At 66.3% G+C, this 25728-nt stretch carries 18 protein-coding genes and 1 riboswitch; of the genes, 7 read left to right on the top strand and 11 right to left on the bottom strand.

The genetic code is table 11. From position 1 onward, the window contains the following. Nucleotides 1-86: 86 nt before the first annotated feature. From leuB to ilvC, 9 genes are all read right to left on the bottom strand, one after another. Nucleotides 87-1148: a 3-isopropylmalate dehydrogenase gene (leuB, locus tag QP552_RS17255; protein WP_286074152.1), complete on the bottom strand. Its 1062-nt coding sequence runs from the start codon at nucleotides 1146-1148 to the stop codon at nucleotides 87-89. Beyond that, complete coding sequence (gene leuD / locus QP552_RS17250; protein WP_286074151.1) at nucleotides 1138-1716, bottom strand: 3-isopropylmalate dehydratase small subunit; 579 nt, start codon at nucleotides 1714-1716, stop codon at nucleotides 1138-1140. Before leuD ends, leuB begins: the two co-directional genes overlap by 11 nt. Next, nucleotides 1716-3134 carry a 3-isopropylmalate dehydratase large subunit gene (leuC, locus tag QP552_RS17245; protein WP_286074150.1) on the bottom strand — a complete coding sequence of 473 codons (1419 nt, stop codon included), beginning with the start codon at nucleotides 3132-3134 and terminating at the stop codon, nucleotides 1716-1718. The genes leuD and leuC overlap by 1 nt, the downstream gene beginning before the upstream one ends. A 60-nt stretch (nucleotides 3135-3194) precedes the next feature. Then, nucleotides 3195-3974: a class I SAM-dependent methyltransferase gene (locus QP552_RS17240; RefSeq protein WP_111113862.1), complete on the bottom strand. Its 780-nt coding sequence runs from the start codon at nucleotides 3972-3974 to the stop codon at nucleotides 3195-3197. Between the two features lie 10 nt (nucleotides 3975-3984). Next, nucleotides 3985-5571 carry a 2-isopropylmalate synthase gene (locus QP552_RS17235; RefSeq protein ID WP_286074149.1) on the bottom strand — a complete coding sequence of 529 codons (1587 nt, stop codon included), beginning with the start codon at nucleotides 5569-5571 and terminating at the stop codon, nucleotides 3985-3987. Then, the gene (locus tag QP552_RS17230; RefSeq protein WP_106550755.1) at nucleotides 5568-6659 is read right to left on the bottom strand and encodes a threonine dehydratase; all 1092 of its coding nucleotides are present in this window, start codon (nucleotides 6657-6659) and stop codon (nucleotides 5568-5570) included. The genes QP552_RS17235 and QP552_RS17230 overlap by 4 nt, the downstream gene beginning before the upstream one ends. 96 nt (nucleotides 6660-6755) lie before the next feature. Beyond that, nucleotides 6756-7007: an ACT domain-containing protein gene (locus QP552_RS17225; protein WP_005410947.1), complete on the bottom strand. Its 252-nt coding sequence runs from the start codon at nucleotides 7005-7007 to the stop codon at nucleotides 6756-6758. After that, nucleotides 6991-8727 (bottom strand): acetolactate synthase 2 catalytic subunit, encoded by a 1737-nt coding sequence (gene ilvG, locus QP552_RS17220; RefSeq protein ID WP_111111485.1) that lies wholly within the window; start codon nucleotides 8725-8727, stop codon nucleotides 6991-6993. The genes QP552_RS17225 and ilvG overlap by 17 nt, the downstream gene beginning before the upstream one ends. A gap of 37 nt (nucleotides 8728-8764) precedes the next feature. Then, nucleotides 8765-9739, bottom strand: a complete 975-nt coding sequence (ilvC, locus tag QP552_RS17215; protein ID WP_049435305.1) for a ketol-acid reductoisomerase — start codon at nucleotides 9737-9739, stop codon at nucleotides 8765-8767. A 727-nt stretch (nucleotides 9740-10466) separates the two neighbouring features. Here ilvC and ggt point away from each other — a divergent pair. Further along, nucleotides 10467-12185 carry a gamma-glutamyltransferase gene (ggt, locus tag QP552_RS17210; protein ID WP_286074148.1) on the top strand — a complete coding sequence of 573 codons (1719 nt, stop codon included), beginning with the start codon at nucleotides 10467-10469 and terminating at the stop codon, nucleotides 12183-12185. 212 nt (nucleotides 12186-12397) lie between these two features. On the opposite strand, the gene QP552_RS17205 is transcribed toward ggt, so the two are convergent. Continuing rightward, nucleotides 12398-13312, bottom strand: a complete 915-nt coding sequence (locus tag QP552_RS17205) for an IS110 family transposase (protein WP_286074147.1) — start codon at nucleotides 13310-13312, stop codon at nucleotides 12398-12400. A 722-nt stretch (nucleotides 13313-14034) separates the two neighbouring features. Continuing rightward, nucleotides 14035-15612: a BCCT family transporter gene (locus tag QP552_RS17200; protein WP_286074146.1), complete on the bottom strand. Its 1578-nt coding sequence runs from the start codon at nucleotides 15610-15612 to the stop codon at nucleotides 14035-14037. Between the two features lie 255 nt (nucleotides 15613-15867). Beyond that, nucleotides 15868-15968, top strand: a riboswitch (TPP riboswitch). 82 nt (nucleotides 15969-16050) lie between these two features. Here QP552_RS17200 and thiC point away from each other — a divergent pair. The 6 genes from thiC (at nucleotide 16051) to QP552_RS17170 (ending at nucleotide 25681) form a co-directional block, all read left to right on the top strand. Beyond that, the gene (gene thiC, locus QP552_RS17195) at nucleotides 16051-17895 is read left to right on the top strand and encodes a phosphomethylpyrimidine synthase ThiC (RefSeq protein WP_286074145.1); all 1845 of its coding nucleotides are present in this window, start codon (nucleotides 16051-16053) and stop codon (nucleotides 17893-17895) included. 115 nt (nucleotides 17896-18010) lie between these two features. Continuing rightward, the gene (locus QP552_RS17190) at nucleotides 18011-18682 is read left to right on the top strand and encodes an ion channel (RefSeq protein ID WP_099552986.1); all 672 of its coding nucleotides are present in this window, start codon (nucleotides 18011-18013) and stop codon (nucleotides 18680-18682) included. Between the two features lie 269 nt (nucleotides 18683-18951). Beyond that, a complete protein-coding gene (locus tag QP552_RS17185; protein ID WP_154329594.1) occupies nucleotides 18952-21276 on the top strand; it encodes a winged helix-turn-helix domain-containing protein in 2325 nt (774 codons plus the stop codon). A 114-nt stretch (nucleotides 21277-21390) separates the two neighbouring features. Next, nucleotides 21391-22290, top strand: a complete 900-nt coding sequence (locus QP552_RS17180) for a helix-turn-helix transcriptional regulator (protein WP_049429948.1) — start codon at nucleotides 21391-21393, stop codon at nucleotides 22288-22290. Nucleotides 22291-22339: 49 nt separating this feature from the next. After that, nucleotides 22340-25285 carry a TonB-dependent receptor gene (locus tag QP552_RS17175; RefSeq protein WP_286074144.1) on the top strand — a complete coding sequence of 982 codons (2946 nt, stop codon included), beginning with the start codon at nucleotides 22340-22342 and terminating at the stop codon, nucleotides 25283-25285. A gap of 186 nt (nucleotides 25286-25471) precedes the next feature. Further along, nucleotides 25472-25681 carry a hypothetical protein gene (locus QP552_RS17170; protein WP_286074143.1) on the top strand — a complete coding sequence of 70 codons (210 nt, stop codon included), beginning with the start codon at nucleotides 25472-25474 and terminating at the stop codon, nucleotides 25679-25681. Nucleotides 25682-25728 lie beyond the last annotated feature (47 nt).

The raw sequence follows: 25728 nt of genomic DNA, 5'->3' as shown, positions 1-25728 counted from the left end.
TGCCGGCTACCTGTAGAGTCGAGCCATGCTCGACTGCTGTTGAATGAGCCGAGCATGGCTCGGCTCTACAGGTGTTGCCCGATGGGTCAGCGCAGCTTTGCCAGCACCGCATCGGTTGCCGCTGCGGTGCTCACCGCCTGCCCCTTCGCGGCCAGGTCGGCGGTGAACACGCCATCATCCAGCACTGCATGCACGGCGGCTTCCACCGTGGCCGCTTCGGCTTCCAACCCCAGCGAATGGCGCAGCAGCATCGCCGCGCTGAAGATCGTTGCGTACGGGTTGGCGATGCCCTTGCCGGCGATGTCCGGTGCCGAACCATGGATCGGTTCGTAGATACCGACCGCACCCGGCTCGCCCAGCGAAGCCGACGGCAGCAGGCCCAGCGAACCGGCCAGCATCGAGGCTTCGTCGGTGAGGATGTCGCCGAACATGTTCTCGGTCACGATCACGTCGTACTCGCGCGGCTTGGCCAGCAGGTGCATGGCCATCGAATCGACAAGCTGGTGCTCCAGCGCAACGTCCGGGAATTCCTCGCGGCCGATGCGCGCGGCCACGTCACGCCACAGGCGCGAGGTCTCCAGCACGTTGGCCTTGTCCACCGAGGTGACCTTGCCGCGACGCTGCTGGGCCAGGCGGAAGGCGCTGCGCAGCACACGCTCGATCTCGGCCACGGTGTAGCGGCACAGATCGCTGGCGCTGTCGGCATCGCGGGTCTTGTCGCCGAAGTAGATGCCGCCGGTCAGTTCGCGCACCACCACGAAGTCGACGCCCTGCAGCAGCTCGGCCTTGATCGGCGAGGCATGCAACGCGGCTTCATGGGTGCGCACCGGGCGCAGGTTGGCATACAGGCCCAGCGCCTTGCGGATTGCCAGCAGGCCCTGTTCCGGACGCACCTTGGCATTCGGGTCGGACCACTTCGGGCCACCGACCGCGCCCAGCAGCACCGCATTGGCGGCCTGGCAAGCAGCCAGCGTCGACGCTGGCAGCGGTTCGCCGTGGCGGTCGATGGCGATGCCACCGATATCGTGCTCGCTGAAGGTGAAGCTGTGGTTGAAGCGTTCGGCGACGGACTTCAGGACGGCAACTGCGGCGGCGGCCACTTCCGGGCCGATGCCATCACCGGGCAGGACAACAATTTCAGCGTGCATGCTCACTCTCGTAACGTTCGATTTCAGGGACACGGCCCAACAGATACCCCAACTGGTCGACACCTTCCAGCAGGCAGGTCTGCGAGAAGCCATCCAGCGGGAAGGAATACACGCGGCCATCGGGGGTGCGCAGCTCGCGCGCGGCCACGTCGATGGTCAGTTCATCGTCTGGCCGCTGCATCAGCGCCTGCACGTCGGCCTCGTCCAGCACGATCGGCAGCAGGCCGTTCTTCAGCGAGTTGCCGCGGAAGATGTCGGCGATCTCGCTGCTGACGATGGCGCGCAGGCCGAGGTCGGTCAGGGCCCACGGCGCATGCTCGCGCGAGGAGCCGCAGCCGAAGTTGCGGCCGGCCAGCAGGATGCTGCGGCCGGCGTTGTGCGGCTGGTTGAAGGCGAAGTCGGCCACTGGTGAACCGTCGGCCTGCCAGCGCCAGTCATTGAAGGCGTTGCGGCCCAGGCCGGCACGTTCGGTGGTGGACAGGAACCGCGCCGGAATGATCTGGTCGGTGTCGATGTTGGTCTGTGCCAGCACCACGCTGGACGAGATCAGGGTACGGAAACCGGCCATTACGCCACCTCCTGTGCGAACAGTTCGCGGGTATCGGCAACGTGCCCGTTCACCGCGGCCCACGCGGCGCTCATCGGCGAGGCCAGCAGCGTACGTGAACCGGGGCCCTGGCGGCCCTCGAAATTGCGGTTGCTGGTGCTCACGGCCAGCTGGCCGGGCGCGACCAGATCGCCGTTCATGGCGATGCACATCGAGCAGCCCGGCTCGCGCCATTCGGCACCCGCGGCGCGCACGATCTCGTGGATGCCTTCGGCCTCGGCCTCGCGCTTGACGATCTCCGAGCCCGGTACCACCAGCATGCGTACCCGCTCGGCGACGCGGCGGCCGCGCAGCACCTGCGCCACTTCGCGCATGTCGCTCAGGCGGCCATTGGTGCACGAACCGACGAACACCACGTCCACCGGCGTACCGGCCAGTGCCTTGCCGGCCTGGAAGTGCATGTAGTCCAGGCCCTTCTGTGCGGCCGCATCGTTGGCGGCGGGAATCGGCGCATCCACCGCGATGGCGGTGCCCGGATGCGTGCCCCAGGTCAGGGTCGGGCGGATGTCGGCGGCGTCGATGCGTACTTCGCTGTCGAAGCGTGCGCCGTCATCGCTGCGCAGCTGCTGCCAGCGTGCGACGGCGGCGTCGAACGCGGCACCCTTGGGGCCACGCGGGGTATTGGCCACGAAGTCGAAGGTGACCTGGTCCGGAGCGACCATGCCGGCACGCGCGCCGGCCTCGATCGACATGTTGCACAGGGTCATGCGCTGTTCCATGTCCATCGCTTCGATGGTGCTGCCACGGAACTCGATGACGTGGCCGGTGCCACCGTTGACGCCGATCACGCCGATGATGTGCAGGACCACGTCCTTGGCGCCGACGCCCGGCGCCAGCGGGCCATCGACGGTGATGGCAAAGGTCTTCGCCTTGCGCTGCAGCAGGCACTGCGTGGCCAGCACGTGGCCGACTTCGCTGGTGCCGATGCCGAACGCCAGCGAACCGAAGGCACCATGGGTGGAGGTGTGACTGTCGCCGCAGACGATGGTCATGCCCGGCTGGGTGAAGCCCTGTTCCGGCGCGATCACGTGGACGATGCCGCGGTTGTCCGAAGCCATGTCGAACAGCTCGATGCCGTGCTCGGCGCAGTTGCGTGCCAGGGTGGCAACCTGCGCTTCGGAGGCGGCGCTGGCATAGGGCAGCCTGCCGTCGGCACCGGCCGGCAGAGTCGGGGTGGAATGGTCCATCGTTGCCTTGGTCCGATCCGGCCGGCGCGGCTTCAGGCCGCGCTCGCGCAGTTCGGTGAAGGCCTGCGGTGAGGTGACCTCGTGGATCAGGTGCAGGTCGATGTACAGCACGGCGGGCGCACTGTCGGATTCGGGAACCACCACGTGGGCGTCCCACAGTTTGTCGTACAGGGTGCGGGGTGCGGAAGTCATGCGTGTGCCTGGCAGAAGTACGAAGGTGCGGACATCAGGAAAGATAGCGAAAAGGTCATGTCAGCGGCGGCGGGCGAGCACCCGAAGCCGCACATAGTCGGCCAGTGGCTGGCCGGCGGCATTGCGCGGCAGATCGGCCAGCAGCGCGGCGGCGGCTTCGCGCACGGTGGCGCGGGCCTCGCTGGGCAGGTCATCCAGCAGCGGCGCGGCGAACACGCGCAACCAGCCGGCCACGCCGGTCGGCAGCGCGGTCGGGCGCGGCGTGCATTCGATCAGCTGCACGTGGAAGCCATGCTGGCGCAGGCGGTCGGCGTAGGCATCGGCGGTCGGGAAGTACCACGAGAAGGCGCTGGCGCCATGACCGTGGGCCACACGTGCGGCCTGCACCGCGGCGATGATCGTGGCCACGTTGCCATGGCCGCCGAACTCGGCGACGAAGCGGCCGCCGGGGCGCAGGGCGCGGCGCACGCCTTCCAGCACCTGGTCGGGGTTGCCCATCCAATGCAGTGCGGCATTGCTGAACACCGCATCGAACTCGCTGTCGAACGACAGCGCGTGGCCGTCCATCACCTGCGCGTCGACACCACGCGCACGGGCGGCGATCACCAGTTCCGGGGAGGCATCCACACCGTGGATGCGTGCGCCGCTCAGCGCCAGCTCGGTGCTGAGTACGCCATCGCCACAGCCCAGGTCGAGGATGCGCTCACCGGCGCGCGGATCGAGCAGGCGCGCCACGGCGCCGCCGAGCAGCGGCACGAAGCCGGCATCGATCGCATAGTCCTGGGCGTTCCACTGCTGGCCAGCGGCGCTGGTCGGGGTGGGGGTGTCGAAGGCGCTCATCTCGGCTTCCTCAGGCGGTGGCGGGGGTGGCAACGTCGGTGCTGCTGTGGGCGGCGGCCTGGCGCTGGCGCAGCAGGCGGTTGGCAACATCCAGCCAGGCCAGCGCGGAGGCTTCGATGATGTCCTTGCTGGTGCCGGTGCCGTCGTACTCCACGCCCTCGTGGCGCACGCTCAGGTTGGCTTCGCCACGCGCATCGGCGCCGATGCCGACGCTGTGCACGTGGTAGCTGTCCAGCATCAGCTGCACGCCGGTGGCGGCCGACAGTGCGCCGAACAGCGCATCGACCGGGCCGTCGCCCTGCGCGGTCTCGGCCACGCGGTTGCCATCCGGGTCGGACAGTTCAACCAGCGCGTTGGCACGGCTGCCGACATCGCTGATGGTCATCGACGCCAGGCGGTAGCCCTGTGCGTTGGAACCGCCCTGCATCAGCGTCTGCAGGTCGGCATCGGTGACCACGCGCTGCTGTTCGCACAGGCCCTTGAACTGCTCGAACACCAGCTTCAGTTCGTCTTCGTCCAGCCAGAAGCCCAGCGCACGCAGGCGTGCTTCAACAGCGGCGCGGCCACTGTGGCGGCCCAGCACCATCTGCGAGTCCTCCCAGCCCACGTCTTCCGGACGCATGATTTCGTAGGTGCCGCGATGGCGCAGCATGCCGTGCTGGTGGATGCCCGATTCGTGGGCGAAGGCATTGGCGCCGACGATCGCCTTGTTGCGCTGTACCGGCATGCCGACCAGGCGCTGCAGCAGCTGCGAGGTGCCGACGATGCGCGGGGTGTTGATCGCAATGTCCTGCTCGTAGAAGGCCTGGCGCACCTTCAGCACCATGGCGATTTCTTCCAGCGAGCAGTTGCCGGCGCGTTCACCGATGCCGTTGATGGTGCATTCGACCTGTCGCGCGCCCCCTTCGATGGCGGCCAGCGAGTTGGCCACGGCCAGGCCCAGGTCGTTGTGGCAGTGCGCGCTGAAGATCACGTTGGCGGCATTGGGCACGTCGGCGACGCCGGCGATGACCTTCTGGAACATCGCGCGGATCTCCTCCGGCGTGGTGAAGCCGACGGTGTCGGGCAGGTTGATGGTGGTGGCGCCAGCGGCGATCGCCACGCGCGAGACCTCGATCAGGTAATCCAGCTCGGTACGGGTGGCATCCTCGGCCGAGAATTCGACATCGTCGATGTAGGAGCGCGCCAGCGCTACGTGCTTGCGTACCGACTCCAGTACCTGCTCGCGGGTCATGCGCAGCTTGTGCTCGCGGTGCAGCGGGCTGGTCGACAGGAACACGTGCAGGCGTGGATTGGCAGCCGCTTCCAGCGCACGTGCGGAAGTTTCGATGTCGGCCTGCAGGCAGCGTGACAGCACCGCCAGGCTCAGGCTCGGGCGGCGCAGTTCGCGGCCGATCAGTGCCATCGCCTCGCGGTCGGACTGCGAGCTGGCCGGGAAGCCGGTCTCGATGATGTCCACGCCCAGTTCGTCCAGCGCACGCGCCATCACCAGCTTCTGCGGCGGGCTCATGCTGCAGCCGGGGGACTGCTCGCCGTCACGCAGGGTGGTGTCGAAGATGCGGATGCGCGGGGTGGTAATTCGTTCGATGGTGGTCACAGGGAAATCTCCTCGACAGCGGGCGTTGCGGCTTGCAGGTGGGAAGGGGAAGAGGTGGGGGAGGGCGGCGCGCTGGCCTTGGCGGGCGAGCGGGGTGTTTCGCTGCGCCGTCGCCGCGGCTTGCGCGGCGGGCGCGGTCGGATGTCGGTAAGCAGGCCGGCCAGCACGCCGGCATCGATGTTTCCGCCGGAGACCACCGCGCACTTGCGGCGGCCCGCGACGCGGCGGCCGGCAGCCAGCGCGAGCGCACCGGCGCCCTCGGCGATGATGTGTTCTTCCAGTGCCAGCCGTACCAGGGTTTCGCGCAGTTCGGCTTCGCGCACGATCACCACATCGTCCAGCAGCGAGGTGCACAGGCGGCGGGTCAGGAAGCCTGGGATCTTCACCCGCACGCCGTCGGCCAGCGAGGCGGCAGGTGCGATCTCGCGGACATCGCCGCGGATCGCGCGCGCCATCGAGTCAACGCCTTCCACCTGTGCACCCACCACGCGCACGCCCTGTGATTTCAGCGCCAGGGCCACACCGGAGGCCAGTCCACCACCACCGATCGGTACGATCACCACGTCCGGTGCGTGTGCGGCCAGCTCGATGCCAACCGTACCCTGGCCGGCGATCACGTCGGCATCATCGAACGCGGACAGGAAGCGGTAGCCGTGGCGCTGCGCCAGCTCGACCGCGAAGGCGTAGGCCTCGTCGTAGCTGTTGCCGTGCTGGCGCACGGTCGCGCCCCAGTGGGCGACGCCGGCGATCTTGGTGGCGGGCGCGCCATGCGGCATCACCGTGATGGCCGGTACGTCCAGACGGTAGGCGGCCCAGGCCACGCCCTGGGCGTGGTTGCCGGCCGAGGCGCAGATCACTGGCCGGGTGTCGCCGCGTTCGCGGCCGGCCAGCAGTGCATTCAATGCGCCGCGCACCTTGTAGGAACCGGTGCGCTGCAGGTTCTCCAGCTTCAGCCAGGTGCCGAAGCGCTCGGCATGGTGCAGCGGGGTGGGCGGCAGGAAGCGGCGCAGGCGGGCCTGCGCGGCCAGGACGTCGGCGACGCTTACGTCGCCGACATCGCTTTCCTGGCTGGCATCAGCGGCCGGCATGGGCCACCAGCGGGGTGCGGTCGACCGCCGCATGCGGGCACGGGCAGCGAAGAAGACGCCTCCGTACCGGCACCGTGGTCGCTACGGTACGGGTGTTCATGGCGATACTCCTTCCACGGCGGTGACCTGCACGGACACGCAGTCGTAGATCTTCTCGATCTGCCGGCACAGCGTTTCCGCCGGGCGCTGGCCATCGACGACCAGCTGCAGGTGCCAGCGGCCGTCATCGGCGGCCACCGGCGCACCGCTGATCGCGCGCGGCGCGAAGCCGCGACGCTCGGCCATGCCGATCACGCGCAGCAGCGCGCCTTCGGCCGGGTGCAGCACCAGGTCAAGCCGGTATTGCATTGGGGGTCTCCTGGCGGGCGTGGGCAGGGTTGCTTTCCAGCATGGTGCTGTTGGCGGTGTTCGGCGGCACCAGCGGCCACACGTTGGCGCGTGCATCGATGGCCACGTGCAGCAGCGCCGGGCCCGGCTCGGCCAGCAGCGCGGCCAGGCCGCCCTCGACGTCGTCGCGCGCGTCGATGCGGGTGGCGGCAATGCCGAACACCTGCGCCAATGCCACGAAGTCCGGGTTGTCGGACAGATCGATCTCGCTGTAACGCTCGGCGAAGAACAGCTCCTGCCACTGCCGCACCATGCCCAGCGAACTGTTGTCCAGCAGCACGATCTTCACCGGCAGGCGGCAGCGGGCGATGGTGGCCAGTTCCTGCACGTTCATCATGAAGCTGCCATCACCGGAGACCAGCACCACGGTGCGGTCCGGGCAGGCGAACTGCGCGCCCATCGCGGCCGGCAGGCCGAAGCCCATGGTGCCCAGCGCGCCACTGGTCAGGTGGTTGCGCGGGTGGTTGAAGCGGCAGTGCTGCGCCACCCACATCTGGTGCTGGCCAACGTCGCAGGCGATCACCGCATCGGCCGGGGCCAGTTCGCTCAGGCGCTTCAGCATGGCCGGCGCGTAGATGTGCTGGCCTGGAGCATCGTAGCGCGCAGCGAAACGATCGCGATGCTGTGCACAGCGCCTGCGCCATGCGTCCTGGTGGGCCTTGGGGGAGGGGAAGGCCGCACGCAGGGCGCGGATCGCATGGCCGACATTGCCGGGCACGGCAACATCGGCACTGCGCAGCTTGGAGATCTCGTAGGCGTCAGCGTCGATATGGACCACGCGGGCGAACGGCGCGAACTCGGCCAGCTTGCCGGTGGCGCGGTCATCGAAGCGGGCACCCAGCACCAGCAGCAGGTCGCTTTCCTGCACCGCCATGTTGGCCGCGCGGGTGCCATGCATGCCCAGCATGCCCAGCGACTGCGGGTGGTTGGCCGGCAGTGCACCCAGTCCGCGCAGGGTCATCACGGTGGGAATCGCGCTGGCTTCAACGAAGTCGCGCAGGTCCTGCACGGCATCACCCAGCGCGATGCCACCACCGGCGTAGACCACCGGCTTCTCGGCTGCCGCCAGCGCGGCAATGGCCTCGGCGATGGCTGCGTCGGCCGGTGCCGGTGGTGGTTCGACGCTGCTCGGCACGTGCACCGGCAGATGGCTGGCATCGGCCAGCTGCACGTCCTTGGGCAGGTCGATCAGCACCGGGCCGGGGCGGCCCTCGCGGGCGATGCGGAAGGCGTCGGCCACCACGCGCGGCAGGTCATCGACGCTGCGCACCAGCCAGCTGTGCTTGACGATCGGCATCGTCAGGCCGAACACATCCAGTTCCTGGAAGGCATCGGTGCCCAGCAGCGGCGTGCCGACCTGGCCGGTGATGCAGACCATCGGCACCGAATCCAGCATCGCGTCGGCGATGCCGGTGACCAGGTTCGACGCGCCCGGGCCGGAGGTGGCCACGCAGACGCCGACCTGGCCGCTGGCGCGGGCGAAGCCATTGGCCGCCAACGCCGCACCCTGCTCATGGCGTACCAGGATGTGCTTCAGCGACGAATCCACCAGCGCGTCGTAGAACGGCATGATGGTGCCGCCGGGATAGCCGAACAGGGTGCGGACGCCCTCGGCCTCCAGCGCCTGGGTCAGCCAGCGCGCGCCGTTGGGCGGCGTGCTGCGGTGTGTGGGAGAGTTCATGGGGGAACCTTGCAGAGCGGGTGGGGGTGCCGCGTTGTTACGCGGCTTGACCTTGCAACCAGACCATCTTGGCGCGCAGTTCCTTGCCTACCTTCTCGATCGGGTGTTCCAGGTCGGCCTGCTTGAACTTGTTGTAGTTCGGCAGGCCCGCTTCGTACTCGGCCACCCAGTTCTTGGTGAAGGTGCCGTCCTGGATGTCCTTCAGTACTTCCTTCATGCGTGCCTTGGTGCCGGCATCGATCACGCGCGGGCCGCTGACGTAGTCGCCGTACTGCGCGGTCTCGGAGATGAATTCCAGCATGCGCGAGATGCCGCCTTCGTAGAACAGGTCCACGATCAGCTTCAGCTCGTGCAGCACTTCGTAGTAGGCGATTTCCGGCTGATAACCGGCTTCGACCAGGGTCTCGAAACCGGCCTGCACCAGCGCCGAGGCACCGCCGCACAGCACCGCCTGCTCACCGAACAGATCGGTCTCGGTTTCTTCCTTGAAGGTGGTCTGGATCAGGTTGGCGCGGGCGCCGCCGAGGCCACCGGCATAGGCCAGCGCGTAGTCGGCGGCCTTGCCGCTCTTGTCCTGGTAGACCGCCCAGATGCACGGCACGCCGCGGCCGATTTCATACTCGCGGCGCACCAGCGCGCCCGGGCCCTTCGGTGCGACCAGCACCACGTCGAGGTCGTCACGCGGCTTGATCATGTCGAAGTGCACGTTCAGGCCGTGCGCGAACAACAGCACCGCACCCTGCTTCATGTTCGGCGCCAGCACGTCGTCGTACAGTTTCTTCTGCACCATGTCCGGGGTCAGCACGGCAACCAGGTCGGCATCCTTCACTGCATCGGCCGGGGCCTTGACGGTGAAGCCATCGGCCTGCGCCTTGACCTCGGTCGGGCCGCCCGGGCGCAGGCCTACCACCACGTCGAAGCCGGATTCGCGCAGGTTCAGTGCGTGGGCGCGGCCCTGGCTGCCGTAGCCGATGACGGCGATCTTGGTCTGGGGCAGGTCGTTGGTGCTCATGGGGGAGGTTCCTTGCGGTGGGAAGAAAAAAGAACGGCCGGTCGTCGAGGTGACGTGCCGGCCGGTCAGGGGAAAGCGGTGGGGGAGGCGCCATGCATCGCACGCGAACACCCGCCACGAGGCGTCGTGGTGGTGTGGGTCCGGGTTTTGAAGTTGGCGGTATGCATGGTGGTTGCGTCTGAAACCAGGTCCTGAAATGAAAAAACCCGCACCGGGGCGGGTGCGGGTTTTGAAGAGTTCCGGTGTGTTTGTTGCTTACACGCTGGCTCGTCCCGCACCTGTTGGTTGGGTAATAAGTACGAGCACAAGAATCGAACGCAGCGAGGCGGCGCCGGTGTCGGCGGCTTCGATGTGGGTTCGCGGTGGCGTGTTGTGATGCAACATGTGATCGAGAGAAACACAGCCGTTTCGGCGGTGTCAACCCTGGCGACGGATTTTTTATTGGTTTCCGCTGCATCCAGCGCAATCGCTTGCGGCACAAGGATGGTTGCTGCTGAAAGTGTTTTGGTGAACCGGAATTCAGTCTTTTCAGCGGGTTTTCTGCGCGGGAATGAGGGCGTCTCTACCGGTTCGGTCGCCGGGCATGGCCCGGCGCTACCAGGGCCCGTGCGGGTAGCGCCGGGCCATGCCCGGCGGATTGCCCGCCTGGCCCATGACCTCTGCCCGATACCGCGTGAAGGCCGCAGCGGCGAAGATCGGGGAACCACCCTTCCATCGGAACCCGACCGTGTCCCGACGCCTTGCCCGTTCCCTGCTCGCCGCCGCCGTGCTCGCCGCCGTGCCTGCACTGTCTTTCGCCGCCGACCGCATCACCGGCCAGACCTTCGCCACCCGCTCGGAGGTGATCGCCCCGCACGCGATGGCCGCGACCTCGCAGCCGTTGGCCACCCAGATCGCGCTGGACGTGATGAAGGGCGGCGGTTCGGCAGTGGACGCGGCGATTGCCGCCAACGCCGCGCTCGGCCTGATGGAACCCACCGGCAATGGCATCGGCGGCGACCTGTTCGCCATCGTCTGGGACCCGAAGACGCAGAAGCTCTATGGCTACAACGGCTCGGGCCGCTCGCCGAAATCGCTGACCCTGGCCGAATTCCAGCGCCGCGGCCTGAAGGACATCCCGGCCACCGGCCCGCTGCCGGTGTCGGTCCCCGGCGCGGTCGATGGCTGGTTCGCCCTGCACGACCGCTTCGGCCGCAAGCCGATGGCCGACAACCTGGCCCCCGCCATCCGTTACGCCCGCGAAGGGCACCCGGTGGCCGAAGTGATCGCCTACTACTGGGACCGCTCGGTGCCGAAGCTGTCGCAGTACCCGGGCTTCAAGGAGCAGTTCACGATCAACGGCCACGCTCCGCGCAAGGGCGAGATGTGGAAGAACCCGAACCTGGCCAGCACCCTGCAGAAGATTGCCGACGGCGGCCGTGATGCGTTCTACAAGGGCGAGATCGCCCACACCATCGGCGATTACTTCAAGGCCAACGGCGGCTACCTGAGCTACCAGGACATGGCTGACCACCATGGCGAGTGGGTCGAGCCGGTCAGCAGCAACTACCGCGGCTACGACGTGTGGGAGCTGCCGCCGAACAGCCAGGGCATCGCCGCGCTGCAGATCCTCAACGTGCTGGAAGGCTACGATTTCTCGAAGATTCCGTTTGGTTCACCGGAGCATGTGCACCTGTTCGTGGAAGCGAAGAAGCTGGCGTTCGCCGACCGCGCGCGCTTCTACGCCGACATGGCGTTCCAGCCGGCGCCGGTGCAGAAGCTGATCTCCAAGGAGTACGCGGCGCAGCGCCGCGCGCTGATCTCGATGGACAAGGCCTTGAAGGAAGTGCAGCCGGGTACGCCGAAACAGCTGGAAGTGGGCGACACCATCTACATGACCGTGGCCGACGCCGACGGCATGATGGTGTCGCTGATCCAGTCCAACTACCGTGGCATGGGCAGTGGCATGGCACCTCCAGGACTGGGTTTCATCCTGCAGGACCGCGGCGAGATGTTCGTGCTGCAGAAGAACCATCCAAACGGATACGCGCCGGGCAAGCGCCCGTTCCAGACCATCATTCCGGCGTTCATCACCAAGGGCGGCAAGCCGTACGCCAGCTTCGGCGTGATGGGCGGTGCGATGCAGCCGCAGGGTCATGCGCAGATCGTGATGAACCTGGTGGATTTCGGCATGAACCTGCAGGAAGCCGGTGACGCACCGCGCATCCAGCACGAAGGTTCCACCGAACCGACCGGGCAGGCGACGGCGATGACCGACGGTGGCGAAGTGAATCTGGAAACCGGCTTCCCGTACGAGACGGTGCGCGCGCTGATGCGCAAGGGGCATCGCATTGTGTTCGCCGACGGCCCGTATGGTGGGTACCAGGCGATCATGCGTGATCCTGACACCGGGGTTTATTACGGTGCTTCGGAGAGCCGCAAGGATGGGCAGGCGGCGGGGTATTGAGGTTTCCCGGCCAACGGGCTGAGCCCCCCCCTGCGGTGGGGGTTCAGAAGCCGGCTTGCGTGATTGGGCCGGGCGGGTGGGCTGGTCGGGGGGCGCCGCAAGTACGTCCGTGTAGCAACTGTGTTGCCGGGGAGGCCTGGCCCTCTCCGGCAGACAGGCACGGTAGTGCCGGCCGCTGGCCGGCAGCCTCCGGAGGGACGCTGCGACTGTCCTTAGGCGGGGATCGGTCTGCTTCGGGCGTCGCGTACGCGGGCGTTGAGAATCACCAGCATCTTCCGCATCACCGCCACGATGGCCACTTTTCCTTCCTTGCCGCGGGCCCGCAGCGACTGGTAGAAGTCTCGCAGTCGAGGCTCATGCCGCATGGCCGACATGGCGGCCATGTAAAGCACTTGGCGGATCTCGGCCCTGCCACCGTGGATGCTTCGTTTGCCGCGCATGGTCCCGCTGTCGTGGGACATGGGTGCTACACCGACCAGGCTGGCGATGGCCTTGCCGCTGATCTTCCCCAACTCGGGAGGATAGCTTGCCAATACCGCCTGCAGGCCAGAGCCAACGCCTTTCATCGACTTCAGGACAGCCAGTTGAGGCTGATGGGCAACCTGCTCGGCAATTTGCTTTCCCAGACGTTCAACCAGCGTCTGCAAGCGGGTGATGTTGGCCTGCAGTAGCCGGCGCAATTCACGATCACCGACCATTTCCTGCTGCTGCCGCGCGATGGTCAGCGCGTGCATCGCCTGTCGACGTGCCCGCACGAATTCCCGCATTTTCTGCTGCCAAGGCTCCAGCGGTTGGTAGGCGGGCAGTTTCACCAAGGCTGCCATCTGCGCCAATGCATAGGCATCCAACCGGTCGGTCTTGGCCATCTGGCCCATCCCCTGGGCCAGCCTGCGGGCCCGCAGGGCATTGGCGCGGACCACCGGATGGCCCGCTGCGTGCAGAAAATCCAGCACCGGCCGCTCGTAGCCGCCGGTGGCCTCCAGCACGATCTGGCTGACCGGACGCTTCTTCAGCCAATCATCCAACTCAGAAAAGCCGGAGCGGCTATTCCAGACCTGCAGGGTCTCTCCGTCCGTCGTGCCGACATCCAGTTGGCGCTTGCTGACATCAATCCCGATCCCGTTCATTACCGGACTCCGTATAGTCTGGAAGGGTCGAGAGCTCCCCCGCTTGCCCAGTCTTATCACTGCGAGTGTCAGCTCCAGCAACTGTTCGGGCGGATCAAGGGAGATTCCGGCGTGGGCGCCAAGCTACATGGCGATCGTCGAGATCCAGGCTTGTACGGCGGCCCACGCCGGCTCTCGGCACCTACGCTGCCAGATTCCGATCAGATAAGGCTTGGCAGCCGCTTGCTCGTGTGCGCTGTCCTGCGCACACGGCAAGACCGGGGTTGGGCGTCCTGCCCAACCCGCCCGAGGCATGCCTCGGGCCCATGCGGCTGACACCCCCACCCAGCCCACCCGCCCGGCCCCTGACAGTTTCCGTGGCCGCCACCGCAGGAAGAAGAAAAAGATCAAAAGCAAAGGCAACAGCAACAGCCGCGCGCTGTGGGTTGGGGTCGGATCCGTTTTCCACAGGAAAACGGATCCGACCCCTTCTTGTTTTCCGATACACCTCTTCCACGCAAAGCGTGGAAAACCAACCGTCACACGGAAGCTGTCGGGGGTGGGGCGGTGTGGGTGGGCAGGACCGTTGGCGCCATGGATGGCGCCATCGAGCCCCCATGGACGGGTTTACGGCGTGTCCTGGCCGCCCACACCGCCCCGCCCAGCCAGCAGAAACCCAGAGCCGCTTCTGCTGTTGCCGTTGCTTGAAAAAAGCGGTGCAGCCGCAGGCTGCAAAACAACCCTCAATCCTGATCGTGCGCGCGTGCCGCCTCCGCCTGGGTCTCTTCCTGCGCCGCCATCTCGCGCGCGATCCACGCATCGATCATGTGCCGCTGGCGCTGCGCCTGCCGCCGCTCGCGCGTATATTCCTGGTCCAGCACCCGGTACAGCGACACCATCACCAGCACCATCAGCAACGCGAACGGCAATGCCGCGATCGTGATCATGCCCTGCAGCGCGTCCAGTCCACCGGCCAGCAGCAACGCCGCTGCAATCAGCGCCACCGCAATGCCCCAGGCCAGCTTGCGCTTCAACGGTGGGTCGCCGGCCTCGTCGGTGGACATGCTGGCCAGCACCAGTACTGCTGAATCGGCCGAGGTCACGAAGAAGATCATCAGCAGTACCAGCGCGATGCACGACAGCAACAGCGGTAGCGGCATGCTGTCGAACAGTGTGAACAGCACCGTCTCGTAGCCATTGCCCAGCGCCTGCACCAGATCGGCGTGGCCGAAGATCTGTGCCCACAGCGCGGTGCCGCCGAACACCGCGAACCAGAAGAAGCCCAGCAGCGTCGGTGCCAGCACCACGCCGATCACGAACTCGCGCACGCTGCGGCCACGCGAGATGCGTGCGATGAACGATCCCACGAACGGTGCCCACGAGATCCACCAGGCCCAGTAGAAGATCGTCCAGTCCGCCACCCAGGTGCTGCCGGAGAACGGTGACATGCGCAGGCTCATCGTCACCAGCTGGTTGAGGTAGGAGCCCAGCGTGGTGGTGAACGTATCGAAGATGAAACCGGTCGGCCCCAGCACCAGCAGAATGGCCGCCAGCAGCGCAGCCAACGCCAGGTTGAAGTTGGACAGCCATTTCACCCCGCGCTCCACGCCGCTGGCGGTGGATGCCATGTACAGCACGAACGCCACCGCGATGATCACCAGCTGCAGCGGCGGCCCTGCATGCAGGCCGAACACGCGCTCCATGCCGGCAGCAATCTGGATGGTGCCGAAGCCGAGCGTGGTGGCGACACCGATCGCGGTGGCAACCACCGCGGCAATGTTGACCACGCGCCCGATCCAGCCGCGATGGTGGCGGCCGATGATCGGCTGCAGCATGTCACTGACCAGGCCGCGGCCATTGCGGTTGAACTGGAACCACGCCATCGCCAGGCCGATCAGCGCATAGATCGCCCACGGGTGCAGGCCCCAGTGGAAGAACGCATAGCGCATCGATGCGCGCGCGGCGTCCATGCTTTGCGGCGCGAGCCCCTCAGGCGGCTTGCTGAAATGCGAGATCGGCTCGGCCGCACCCCAGAACACCAGGCCGATGCCCATGCCGGCAGCGAACAGCATCGACATCCAGCTGGCGCGGGAGAATTCGGGTTCGGCGTCCTCGCCGCCGATGCGCAGGTTGCCGAAGCGGCCGAAGGCCAGGTACATCAGGAACACCAGTGCCAGGAACACCACCAGCAGGTACAGCCAGCCGACACTGCGGATGACCTCGGCCAGCATGGACTGCACAACGGTATTGAAGGGGCCGGGCGCGATGCCGGCCAGCAGCACCAGCAGCAGAACCAGTGCGATGGAAACGCGAAACACCATGAAGGAGCTTCTCCGATCAAGGGGATTGAGGGGAGCGAGCAGAGCTTGCAGCGAAGGGCCGGCGGCATGCAGCGCGAACCGGGCAGGGGCCGCGAAGGCGGCGAGGGACGCATCGATCTCAGCGACGCGATGGGCGTGCACGTTACTGAACGCGACGTCACGGTTCTGTTAACGAATGACGATCAGGGTCGGATCTGCTTTCCGCAGGAATGCGGATCCGACCACCGGAGGTGGGCGGTCTATGCTCTAATGCGCAGCAAGAAGCGGGGGTACCGGGCCATGTGGCCGCGGTTGAGACAGTCCCTTGGAACCTGATCCGGCTCATACCGGCGTAGGGAAGCTTTGCAATGCAGCCGTGCCCGGACTCCGCCCAAGGACCGTCCGTGCGCGGGTGCCGTGCGCCGCCGCTTCGTCCCTGACCTTCCTGGACGATGCCCGATGAACGCACAGCTCTCCGCCCTGCAGCAACAGGCCCAGCAACTCTCCGAATCCGTGACCCGGCCGATTCCCGGTTCGCGCAAGATCCATGTGCCCGGTTCACGCGCGGACCTCCTGGTACCGATGCGCGAGATCGCACTGACCCGCACGCCGACGCTGTTCGGCGGCGAAGAGAATGCGCCGGTGACGGTCTATGACACGTCGGGTCCCTACACCGATCCTGACGTGCATATCGACCTGTCCGCAGGCCTGCCGGCACTGCGCCGTGGCTGGGTGGAAGAACGGGGGGATACCGAACTGCTCGACGGCCTCAGCTCTTCGTTCGGCCGCGACCGCGAACATGACCCGAAGCTCGACGCGGTGCGCTTCCCGGCGCGCACGCTGCCGCGCCGCGCACGCGCCGGTGCCAACGTCACCCAGATGCACTACGCGCGGCGCGGCATCATCACCCCGGAAATGGAATTCGTCGCCATCCGCGAGAACCAGCGGCTGGACGCGATCCGCGATGCCGGCCTGCTGCAGCAGCACCCGGGCGAAGCGTTCGGTGCGTCGATCCAGAAGATCATCACGCCTGAGTTCGTGCGCGACGAGATCGCCCGTGGTCGTGCGGTGCTGCCCAACAACATCAACCATCCGGAAAGCGAGCCGATGATCATCGGCCGCAACTTCCTCACCAAGATCAACGCCAACATCGGCAACAGCGCCGTGTCTTCCGGCATTGCCGAAGAGGTGGAGAAGCTGGTGTGGGCGATCCGCTGGGGCGGCGACACGGTGATGGATCTGTCCACCGGCAAGCACATCCACGAAACCCGTGAATGGATCATCCGCAACTCGCCGGTGGCGATTGGTACCGTGCCGATCTACCAGGCGCTGGAAAAGGTCGATGGCCGTGCCGAGGCGCTCACCTGGGAAATCTTCCGCGACACCCTGATCGAGCAGGCTGAGCAGGGCGTGGACTACTTCACCATCCACGCCGGCGTACTGCTGCGCTACGTGCCGCTCACCGCCAAGCGGGTCACCGGCATCGTCAGCCGCGGCGGTTCGATCATGGCCAAGTGGTGCCTGGCGCACCACAAGGAGAATTTCCTCTACACGCATTTCGAAGAGATCTGCGAAATCATGAAGGCCTACGACGTGACCTTCTCGCTGGGCGATGGCCTGCGCCCGGGTTGCATCGCCGATGCCAACGATGCAGCGCAGTTCGGTGAACTGGAGACGCTGGGTGAGCTGACGAAGATTGCCTGGAAGCACGACGTGCAGACCATGATCGAAGGGCCCGGCCACGTGCCGATGCAGCTGATCAAGGAGAACATGGACAAGCAGCTGCGTGAGTGCGGCGAAGCACCGTTCTACACGCTGGGCCCGCTGACCACCGACATCGCGCCGGGCTACGACCACATCACAAGCGCGATCGGTGCGGCGATGATCGGCTGGTTCGGCACCGCCATGCTCTGCTACGTGACGCCGAAGGAGCACCTCGGCCTGCCCAACCGCCAGGACGTGCGCGACGGCATCATGGCTTACCGCATTGCCGCACACGCGGCCGACCTTGCAAAGGGGCACCCGGGCGCGCAGGTGCGCGACAACGCGCTGAGCAAGGCGCGCTTCGAGTTCCGCTGGGAGGACCAGTTCCATCTCGGGCTGGATCCGGAGAAGGCCAAGGAATTCCACGACGAGACGCTGCCGAAGGACGCGCACAAGCTGGCCCACTTCTGCTCGATGTGCGGCCCGCACTTCTGTTCGATGAAGATCACCCAGGACGTGCGCGACTACGCAGAGGCCGGCATGAAGGAGAAGTCGCAGGAGTTCCGTGCTGCCGGTGCCGAGGTCTACCACCAGGGATGATGCCGCACCGGTAGCGCCGGGCCATGCCCGGCGGGCGCAGCGGTCCAGGAAAAGCGCCGGGCGTGGCCCGGCGCTACCCGTTATGCTCCGGCCATTGCCCAGCGGAAAGGACGCCATGCCTGTTGCCTTGACCACCCGCTGGCTGGCAATCGCCCGCCGCCACCCCTCGGCATGGCTGCTGGGGGCCCAACTGCTGGCGGTGCTGTTGTACCCGGCGCTCGATGACACCGCCGCTGGCCGGGCGGCGCTGGGCATGTTCGGCATGGCGGTGCTCGGCCTTGCGCTGTGGGTGGTCCAGCGCAGTCCGTTGGGAACCTGGCTGGCATTGCTGCTGGCCATTCCTTCGGTGGTGTTCTCGCTGGCTGGCGCTCTGCTGGACCGCAGCGCGCTGCTGACCACGGCGCAGCTGCTGGAAAGCCTGCTGTACTTCTATACGGCGGGGGCGTTGATCGCCTACATGCTGCAGGACCATAGAGTGACCCGCGACGAGCTGTTCGCGGCCGGGGCAACCTTCACGCTGCTGGCCTGGGCGTTCGCCTTTGCGTTCGCGGTGTGCCAGCAGTGGTATCCAGGCAGTTTCCAGGGTACGACCGCTGGCCCCGAGCGCAGCTGGATGGAGCTGCTTTATCTGAGCTTCAGCTTGTTGTCCGGTGTTGGATTGAGCGACGTCGTGCCGCTGCACCCGCAGGCACGGGCTCTGGTGATGCTCGAACAGTTCGCAGGCGTCATGTATATCGGCCTGGTGGTGTCGCGTCTGGTCGGATTGACCATGCTTCGGCGCATGTGAAAATGAACGCCAGATAAAAATTTCGCGCCCAAAAGGGCGCGAATAGTGATGCAAATTATGTGAATGCGTCGGCGAGAGAGAGCCTGAGTGTCGACCCCGTCATAGGCGGGGTAACCGGCTTAGGCTAATATCCGGGGGCGTTATTGTTTTTGCGGTATGCGCCGATGCTTTGTGCGGAATCTGGCTTTTCGATGACCCTGTCCAGGGACGGTGGGGACGGTATTGCTGGTGAGCCCTGCCCAGGTCCCGTCCCTACTGTATAGCGGAAAATGAACAGCAGCGAACTCACGCCCATTGAGGCCGACCGCGTGCGGGTCGGCGACTGCGTCATTACCTTGTCCTCGCGTGAGGTCGAGGTTGAAGGCGCGCGCCGTCCGCGGCGGCTGACGCCGAAAGCGCTGGGCGTGCTGCGCGTGTTGATGCGTCAGCCTGGGCGCGTGGTCACCCGTGAAGAGCTGTTTGCCGAGGTCTGGCCCGATACGTTGCCGACCAATGACGTGCTGACCCAGGCCGTCACCCAGCTGCGCAAGGCGTTCGCCAACGACGACGACAACGGCCAGGCCTATATCGAGACCATCGCCAAGAGCGGTTATCGGCTGCTGGTACCAGTGCAGGCGCTGGAGGATCTTGAGCCGGTGCTGGACGCCGATGTGGTCGCAGAGGTCATGCCGGCGGTGGCCGGCGGCAGCGGGCATCCGCTCGCAGCCGTGCCGGCAGCGCCTTCACGCCGGCGTGGCTGGCGCCAGCTGCGCCGCCAGCTGTTGTGGGTGCTGGGTGTGATGATGCTGGCCGCGCTGCTGGTCATGGCCACATTGCTGCTCCGGCGCGGGCCGGAGCCGAGCTCACCGGTGGATGCAGCGGTCGAGAACGGCGTGCGGGTGATCGGCAGCCCGCAGCGTCCCTATCGCCTGATCACTGCCACCAGTGGTTTTGAAACCTATCCCACGCTTTCGCCGGATGGCTCCCAGGTTGCCTATGAAGGCGCCAACGAGGACGGCGCCGGTGGTGGTGCGATCAAGGTGCAGACCTCGGGCAATGCGCCGGCCCGGCAGCTGGCGCTGCCGCCGAAGGGGGCCAGTGACCGCTTCCCGAGCTGGTCACCGGACGGGCGCGAGATCGCGTTTGCCCGCTTTGGAGCCGACGGCGGATGCCAGGTGCTGATCGCCAGCGCTACCGGCGGCGGTGTGCGCCAGGCGACCCGCTGCGACGGAACCGAGCTGCTCAGCTTCGACTGGACACCGGATGGCCGCGGCCTGGTCTTTGGCAGCATGGTGGGCCGCTATGCCCATCGCGGCATCCGTGTGCTCGACCTGGCCAGCGGCCAGTGGCGGGCGTTGGACTATGCGGTCGACCAGGATGATTTTGACTACGCGCCACGCTACTCGCCCGACGGCAAGTGGCTGGTGTTCGTGCGCAATCCGCAGATGGGTGACCTGTGGCGGATGCCGGCCGGGGGCGGTGAGCTGGAGCAGTTGACCAACGAATCGGCCGAACAGCGTGGCTGGGCCTGGCTGGGCGATGGGCGCAGCATCGTGTTCGGCCGGCGCGTGGACAGCGAGGTGCGGTTGTACTACCTGGACGTTGAGCGCCGCACCTTGCGTGATGCCGGCCTCGACGACGCACAATGGCCTGCGGTGTCACGCCACGGCGACGTGCTGGCCTTCGTTCACCGCCGTGCCCAGTTCGGCGTGTTCAAGGTGCCGATGGCCGGCGGCAGCGCCGAGCGGCTGTTCGCGTCCAGCGGCCGTGACGGGCAACCGATGGCGGCGCCCGACGGTCGCCAGCTGGTCTTCACCTCCGATCGTTCCGGCAGTTTCGCGTTGTGGTGGGCGGACATGCAGCGGCCCGATTCACTGCGGCCGATCGAGGGCCTGCGCCCGGAGGGACGGCAGGCGCCGGACTGGTCGGCCGACAGCCGCCAGCTGCTGGTGGTCGGGCGCGATGAGCATGGGCGTACCGTGGTCTACGAGATCGCACCGCGCGACGAACACCTGCAACCGTTGCCGGTTCCGGTGGATCAGCCCCTGCAGGCCCTGTACGGGGCAACCCCGGAACAGCTGCTGGTGGTCGAGCGCGATGCAGAGCAGCGCACCCGGTTGAGCCTGTTCGATCGCAGCGTGACCCCCTGGCGTCGCCTGGCCAGCATCGACGGCGTCTCCCAGGCACGTTTCGATCGGGGCGATGGCCGCGTGCTGTTCACCCGCCTGGCGTCCGGCGGCTTGTGGTCGGTGGATGCGGCACTGTCGCCGGCCAGCGTGCAGCAGGTCAGTGAAGACCGGCCCAGCCGATGGCGCTATCGCACCTGGACGGTGGCAGGCACCGGTGGCATCGGGTATCTCGGCAACTCGACCGAGTGCGGTACGACCCTGATCCATATCCAGGCCGGGACCGAAGCCCCCGAGCGCTGCCTGGACCGGCAGCGGCTCAGCGCGGGCAACGGCATCAGTGCCAGCGCCGATGGCCGGGATCTGTACGTCGCCCTGGCCGTCAGCGATGGTGCCGACATCGGCGTCATGCAGCTGCCCCGGTCGACGCCAGCCCTGTTTCCCGCGTTTCTCAAGTCATTGATACTTAAGAAAAATATCTCTTCGTGATTTCTTCGTGGAGTTCTCGCCGCGAATTCGTGGCGATCTCGGCGGATTTTCCTGACGGGCTGACGCCTGATTAGGCAAAACGGAAGCCTGTATCAGGCAAACCCGTGGTGCCCCATGCGTCAACTCTCGCTGGCCGATCGTGGCCAAACCGTCTCCCTCGACAAGGCGCTCGACGATCTCGCGCCGACCTGCATGGGCGTGGCCCGGCTCGGCAGCCTGCAGACGGCAGGATCAAGCTTCACGGTCTGGCTGCAGGTCCGGGGCAGTTCCTGGGTGGAAGCCAAGGAAGGGCGTTTCCGCCTGCGCCATGGCGAGTGGATCGCCTTCGAGAAGGAGTCGCGCCCGCTGGTGCAGGCCGGCCGTAACGGACTGTGCGTGGGCCTCAGCCTGAATGCGGAGGCGATGCGGGTGCTGTCCGAGATGGCCGATTGCGGCCTGTATGCCGGTCGTGGTCGCATGAGCCGCGGCGACGCCCGCGTTGCCCTGCGCCTGTGGCGCGATGCGCTCGACAGCGGCCTGCCTGCGCAGGCGCTGCGCCCGCTGCTGTTGCATCTGGCCGGCCTGCAACGTGACCTGGCCGACAACGTGCAGCGCTGCCCCGGTCGCTCACGCAGCCGCAAGCGCCAGGTGTTCGGCCGCATGCAGCGTGCCCGTCTCTATCTGGAGGGCAACAGCCACCGCGTGGTGCGGATCGGCGAACTCGCCGAGCTGACCAACTTCTCCAGCTGGTACCTCTCCAAGACCTTCCAGAGCCTGTATGAAGAGAGCCCCCAGTCGCTTTCGGCACGGTTGCGCCTGGAACGGGCCGCCGATCTGCTGCGCGACACCGACATGATGGTGGGCGAGGTCGCCGCAGCCAGCGGATTCGACAACTGCTGCAGCTTCGCCCGGGCCTTCCGCGCCCGTTACGGGCAGTCTGCTTCCCGGTTCAGGGAAAACGGCGGCTTGCTCCCGCCACACTCTGCAAAGTCTCCGGTTGGGTCGCGCAAATACAGCATCGCAACGCAATCGTAACGTGCTGGAGCGTTTTAACACGCTACTAACACGTACCTTGGAGAGATTGATGAACGTTCGCACCCCTGCCGTGCGGCTGGGCCTGCTGCCCGCCGGCATTGCGCTGGCGCTGGCACCGGCATTTGCTTCCGCACAGGAAGCCAGTGCCCCGACCACCCTTGATCGCCTGGAAGTCACCGGCTCCCGCATCCGCTCGGTGGATGTGGAAACCTCCCAGCCGGTCCTCACCGTAAGCCATGAGGACATCCAGCGTTCGGGCCTGGTCAGCGTCGGCGACCTGCTGCAGAACCTGTCCGTGGCAGGCACCCAGACCTACAGCAAGGCGGCCGTGCTGGCGTCCAACCCGGAGCAGGGCGGCCAGTACGTCAGCCTGTACAACCTGGGTGAGCAGCGCACGCTGGTGCTGGTCAACGGCAAGCGCTGGAGCACCAGCCTGGCCGGCTTCACCGACATGTCGACCATCCCGACCTCGCTGATCGAGCGCGTTGAAGTCCTGAAGGACGGCGCCTCGGCGATCTACGGTTCCGACGCCATCGCCGGCGTGGTCAACATCATCCTGCGCAAGAACTTCGACGGCGCCGAAGCCAGTGCCTACTACGGCCAGAACAGCCGCGGCGACGGTTCCAAGACCCAGTACAGCCTGACCCTGGGTGCCACCGGCGAGCGCTCCTCGATCGTGTTCGGCGCGAACTACATCAAGGAAGATCCGGTGTGGGCCAAGGATCGTGGCCTGACCCAGTACACCTACGGCCAGGGCAGCCCGACTGCCGGCCTGAGCCCGGCCGGCCCGTGGGGCCGTTTCACCGATCCGCGTGCCGCCGGCACGCCGGGTGCGGGTTCGTACAACGAAGACGGTGATTGGGAAGCCAACACCTGGGTGATCAACCACACCGGTTCGTGGAACACCCCGGTGGGCGTCGGCCAGCCGTCCAACAACCTGAACAACTATCACACCATCGGTCTGGACGACTACTACAACGCCTCGCAGCAGATGATGCTGAACCAGGGCGCTGAGTCGAAGACGATGTTCACCTCGGCCACCTACGACATCAACGACAACCTGCGTCTGAAGTCGACGGCGATGTACTCCGAGCGTGATTCCAAGCGCCAGATCGCCGGCTATCCGCTGACCGGTACCTCGCAGCCGACCTACCCGATCGTCATCAGCAAGGACAGCGTCTACAACCCGCTGGGCAACTGGGCCAACCCGGGCGCCGGCGTTGACATCACCAGCTGGGGTCGCCGCATCTTCGAGCTGCCGCGCGTTACCCAGAACAACGTGAAGTCGCTGCACTTCGACGCAGCCCTGGAAGGCAACTTCGACTTCAACAACCGTCCGTTCGACTGGGATGTGGGCATCAACTACAACCAGTACGACGTGACCCAGACCAGCACCGGCAACATCAACCTGCTGGCACTGAAGAATGCGCTGGGCCCGTCGTTCATCAACGGCAGCGGCGTCGCGCAGTGCGGTACCGCCGCCAACCCGATCGACCTCGGCGTCGGTCCGGGCCGTTGCACCCCGTTCGACCTGCTGGGCGGCGCCACCGGTGCCACGCCGAATGCGCTGCAGTACATCAACACCCTGCTGAACTCGACCGGCCAGAGCAAGAGCAAGCAGTACTTCGCCAACATCACCGGTTCGCTGTTCGACATGCCGGGCAATGCAGGCGAGTTCGCCTTCGCTGCCGGTTACGAGCACCGCGAAGTGTCGGGCTACAACCACCCGGATGCCCTGTCGTCGGCGGGTTACACCACCGAACTGGCGGCCAACCCGACCGATGGCAAGTACAAGACCAACGAGTTCTACCTGGAGCTGATGGTTCCGCTGCTGCGCGACCTGCCGGGTGCCAAGGAACTGTCGCTGGACGTCGCCAGCCGTTACTCGGATTACGACAAGTTCGGCAACACGATCAACAGCAAGTTCAGCGTGACCTGGAAGCCGATCGACGACCTGCTGGTGCGTGCGACCTACGGCGAGGGCTTCCGTGCCCCGACCCTGGACGACACCTTCGGTGGCGGTTCGCAGACCTTCGACGACTTCACCGATCCGTGTGATGCCGTGTTCGGCCAGCGCAGCAACGGCGCCGTTGCCGCACGCTGTGCCGCCGAAGGCCTGGCTCCGGGCTTCCGCCAGACCGACGCCGCTGGCCGTCCGGTTTCCGCGCGTGACACCCAGGGCAACGCCCCGTTCCAGTCGGGCGTCGGCAACGACAGCCTGCAGCCGGAAACCAGCAAGACCCGCACCGCGGGCCTGGTGTGGAGCCCGAGCTTCGTCAGCGGCCTGAACGTGTCGCTGGACTGGTACAAGATCACCGTCGACAACGTGATCACCGCTGTCTCGGCCAACTACGTGCTGAACCAGTGCTACCAGAATGCTTCGGCGCAGTTCTGCGGCCAGTACGGTCGTGACCCGGTCACCGGCCAGGTCAACAGCCTGAGCCGCGGCAACGCGAACCTGGGCTCGATGGAAACCGAAGGCTACAACTTCGGCGTCCGTTACCGCCTGCCGGAGTACAGCTTCGGTACCCTGTCGTTCAACCTGGACACCAACTACCTGTCCAGCTTCCGCCAGCAGGCCACCAAGGGTGCTGCGTGGGATGACTACGCAGGCTACTGGAACTTCCCGCGCGTCCGCGGCACCCTGGCCAGCACCTGGACCAAGGGCGACCTGTCGGCCACCTGGACCATGCGCTACTACGGTGGCTTCCGCGACTACTGCACCGAAGACGAGTGCAACGAGCCGGGCTACCTGACCGAGAATGGTGGCTGGAGCGGTGGCGAAGGTGCCAACAAGAAGGGCGCGATTGTCTATCACGACATCTCCGCCACCTGGCAGGCTCCGTGGAACGGCAGCGTGACCGTCGGTGCCCGCAATGTGTTCGGCAAGACCCCGCCGATCACCCAGGCCGTCACCAACGGCAGCGCCGTGCAGCTTGACCCGATGCTGGATTACGATCGCTTCCTGTTCGTCCAGTACAACCAGCGCTTCTGATCCATCGAAGCCTGAAAGCAACACGAGGAGGGCGGGCCGCAAGGCCCGCCCTCTTTTTTTGGCGAAGCGTTTATTTGTAGGGGAATTCCGAAACAGCGTGGACGGTGCGCTCGGTCACTGTGTTGGCTTGTCGCAATCAACATAGTTGGAAGGTCCAATACCGGACGCTTGCAAGTGGAGAGGGAAATGAAGAACACGTTGCTGCGCCAGGCATCAGCTGCCGTCTTGATCTATGCAACGCTGGTCGGGTCGGTCTTTGCGCAGAACCTGGGTGTCTGTCCCGGTGGCGTCTATTGCGAGGAACTGCGCCAGGAGTGCCTGGCTGCCGGCAAGTCGAAGGTCCTGTGCGACCTGCAGTACCGTCACTGCGTGCAGGACGCCTGCGGCGCCCGTTGATGAAGAAAAGGCGCGCCCACCGGGCGCGCCTTTTGATCAAGCGCCTG

Origin of the sequence: Stenotrophomonas sp. 59, from assembly GCF_030291095.1 — a bacterium.
Classification (GTDB): Bacteria; Pseudomonadota; Gammaproteobacteria; order Xanthomonadales; family Xanthomonadaceae; genus Stenotrophomonas; species Stenotrophomonas maltophilia_Q.
The sequence above is the reverse complement of the archived record's forward strand: the minus strand, read 5'-3'. Positions and strand labels throughout refer to the sequence as shown.

What these genes read in the sequence shown, in the direction of transcription:
- leuB (WP_286074152.1), bottom strand. Translation starts at nt 1,148, where the DNA reads ATGCACGCTGAAATTGTTGTCCTGCCCGGTGATGGCATCGGCCCGGAA.
- leuD (WP_286074151.1), bottom strand. Translation starts at nt 1,716, where the DNA reads ATGGCCGGTTTCCGTACCCTGATCTCGTCCAGCGTGGTGCTGGCACAG.
- leuC (WP_286074150.1), bottom strand. Translation starts at nt 3,134, where the DNA reads ATGACTTCCGCACCCCGCACCCTGTACGACAAACTGTGGGACGCCCAC.
- QP552_RS17240 (WP_111113862.1), bottom strand. Translation starts at nt 3,974, where the DNA reads ATGAGCGCCTTCGACACCCCCACCCCGACCAGCGCCGCTGGCCAGCAG.
- QP552_RS17230 (WP_106550755.1), bottom strand. Translation starts at nt 6,659, where the DNA reads ATGCCGGCCGCTGATGCCAGCCAGGAAAGCGATGTCGGCGACGTAAGC.
- QP552_RS17225 (WP_005410947.1), bottom strand. Translation starts at nt 7,007, where the DNA reads ATGCAATACCGGCTTGACCTGGTGCTGCACCCGGCCGAAGGCGCGCTG.
- ilvG (WP_111111485.1), bottom strand. Translation starts at nt 8,727, where the DNA reads ATGAACTCTCCCACACACCGCAGCACGCCGCCCAACGGCGCGCGCTGG.
- ilvC (WP_049435305.1), bottom strand. Translation starts at nt 9,739, where the DNA reads ATGAGCACCAACGACCTGCCCCAGACCAAGATCGCCGTCATCGGCTAC.
- QP552_RS17205 (WP_286074147.1), bottom strand. Translation starts at nt 13,312, where the DNA reads ATGAACGGGATCGGGATTGATGTCAGCAAGCGCCAACTGGATGTCGGC.
- QP552_RS17200 (WP_286074146.1), bottom strand. Translation starts at nt 15,612, where the DNA reads ATGGTGTTTCGCGTTTCCATCGCACTGGTTCTGCTGCTGGTGCTGCTG.
- thiC (WP_286074145.1), top strand. Translation starts at nt 16,051, where the DNA reads ATGAACGCACAGCTCTCCGCCCTGCAGCAACAGGCCCAGCAACTCTCC.
- QP552_RS17190 (WP_099552986.1), top strand. Translation starts at nt 18,011, where the DNA reads ATGCCTGTTGCCTTGACCACCCGCTGGCTGGCAATCGCCCGCCGCCAC.
- QP552_RS17185 (WP_154329594.1), top strand. Translation starts at nt 18,952, where the DNA reads ATGAACAGCAGCGAACTCACGCCCATTGAGGCCGACCGCGTGCGGGTC.
- QP552_RS17180 (WP_049429948.1), top strand. Translation starts at nt 21,391, where the DNA reads ATGCGTCAACTCTCGCTGGCCGATCGTGGCCAAACCGTCTCCCTCGAC.
- QP552_RS17175 (WP_286074144.1), top strand. Translation starts at nt 22,340, where the DNA reads ATGAACGTTCGCACCCCTGCCGTGCGGCTGGGCCTGCTGCCCGCCGGC.
- QP552_RS17170 (WP_286074143.1), top strand. Translation starts at nt 25,472, where the DNA reads ATGAAGAACACGTTGCTGCGCCAGGCATCAGCTGCCGTCTTGATCTAT.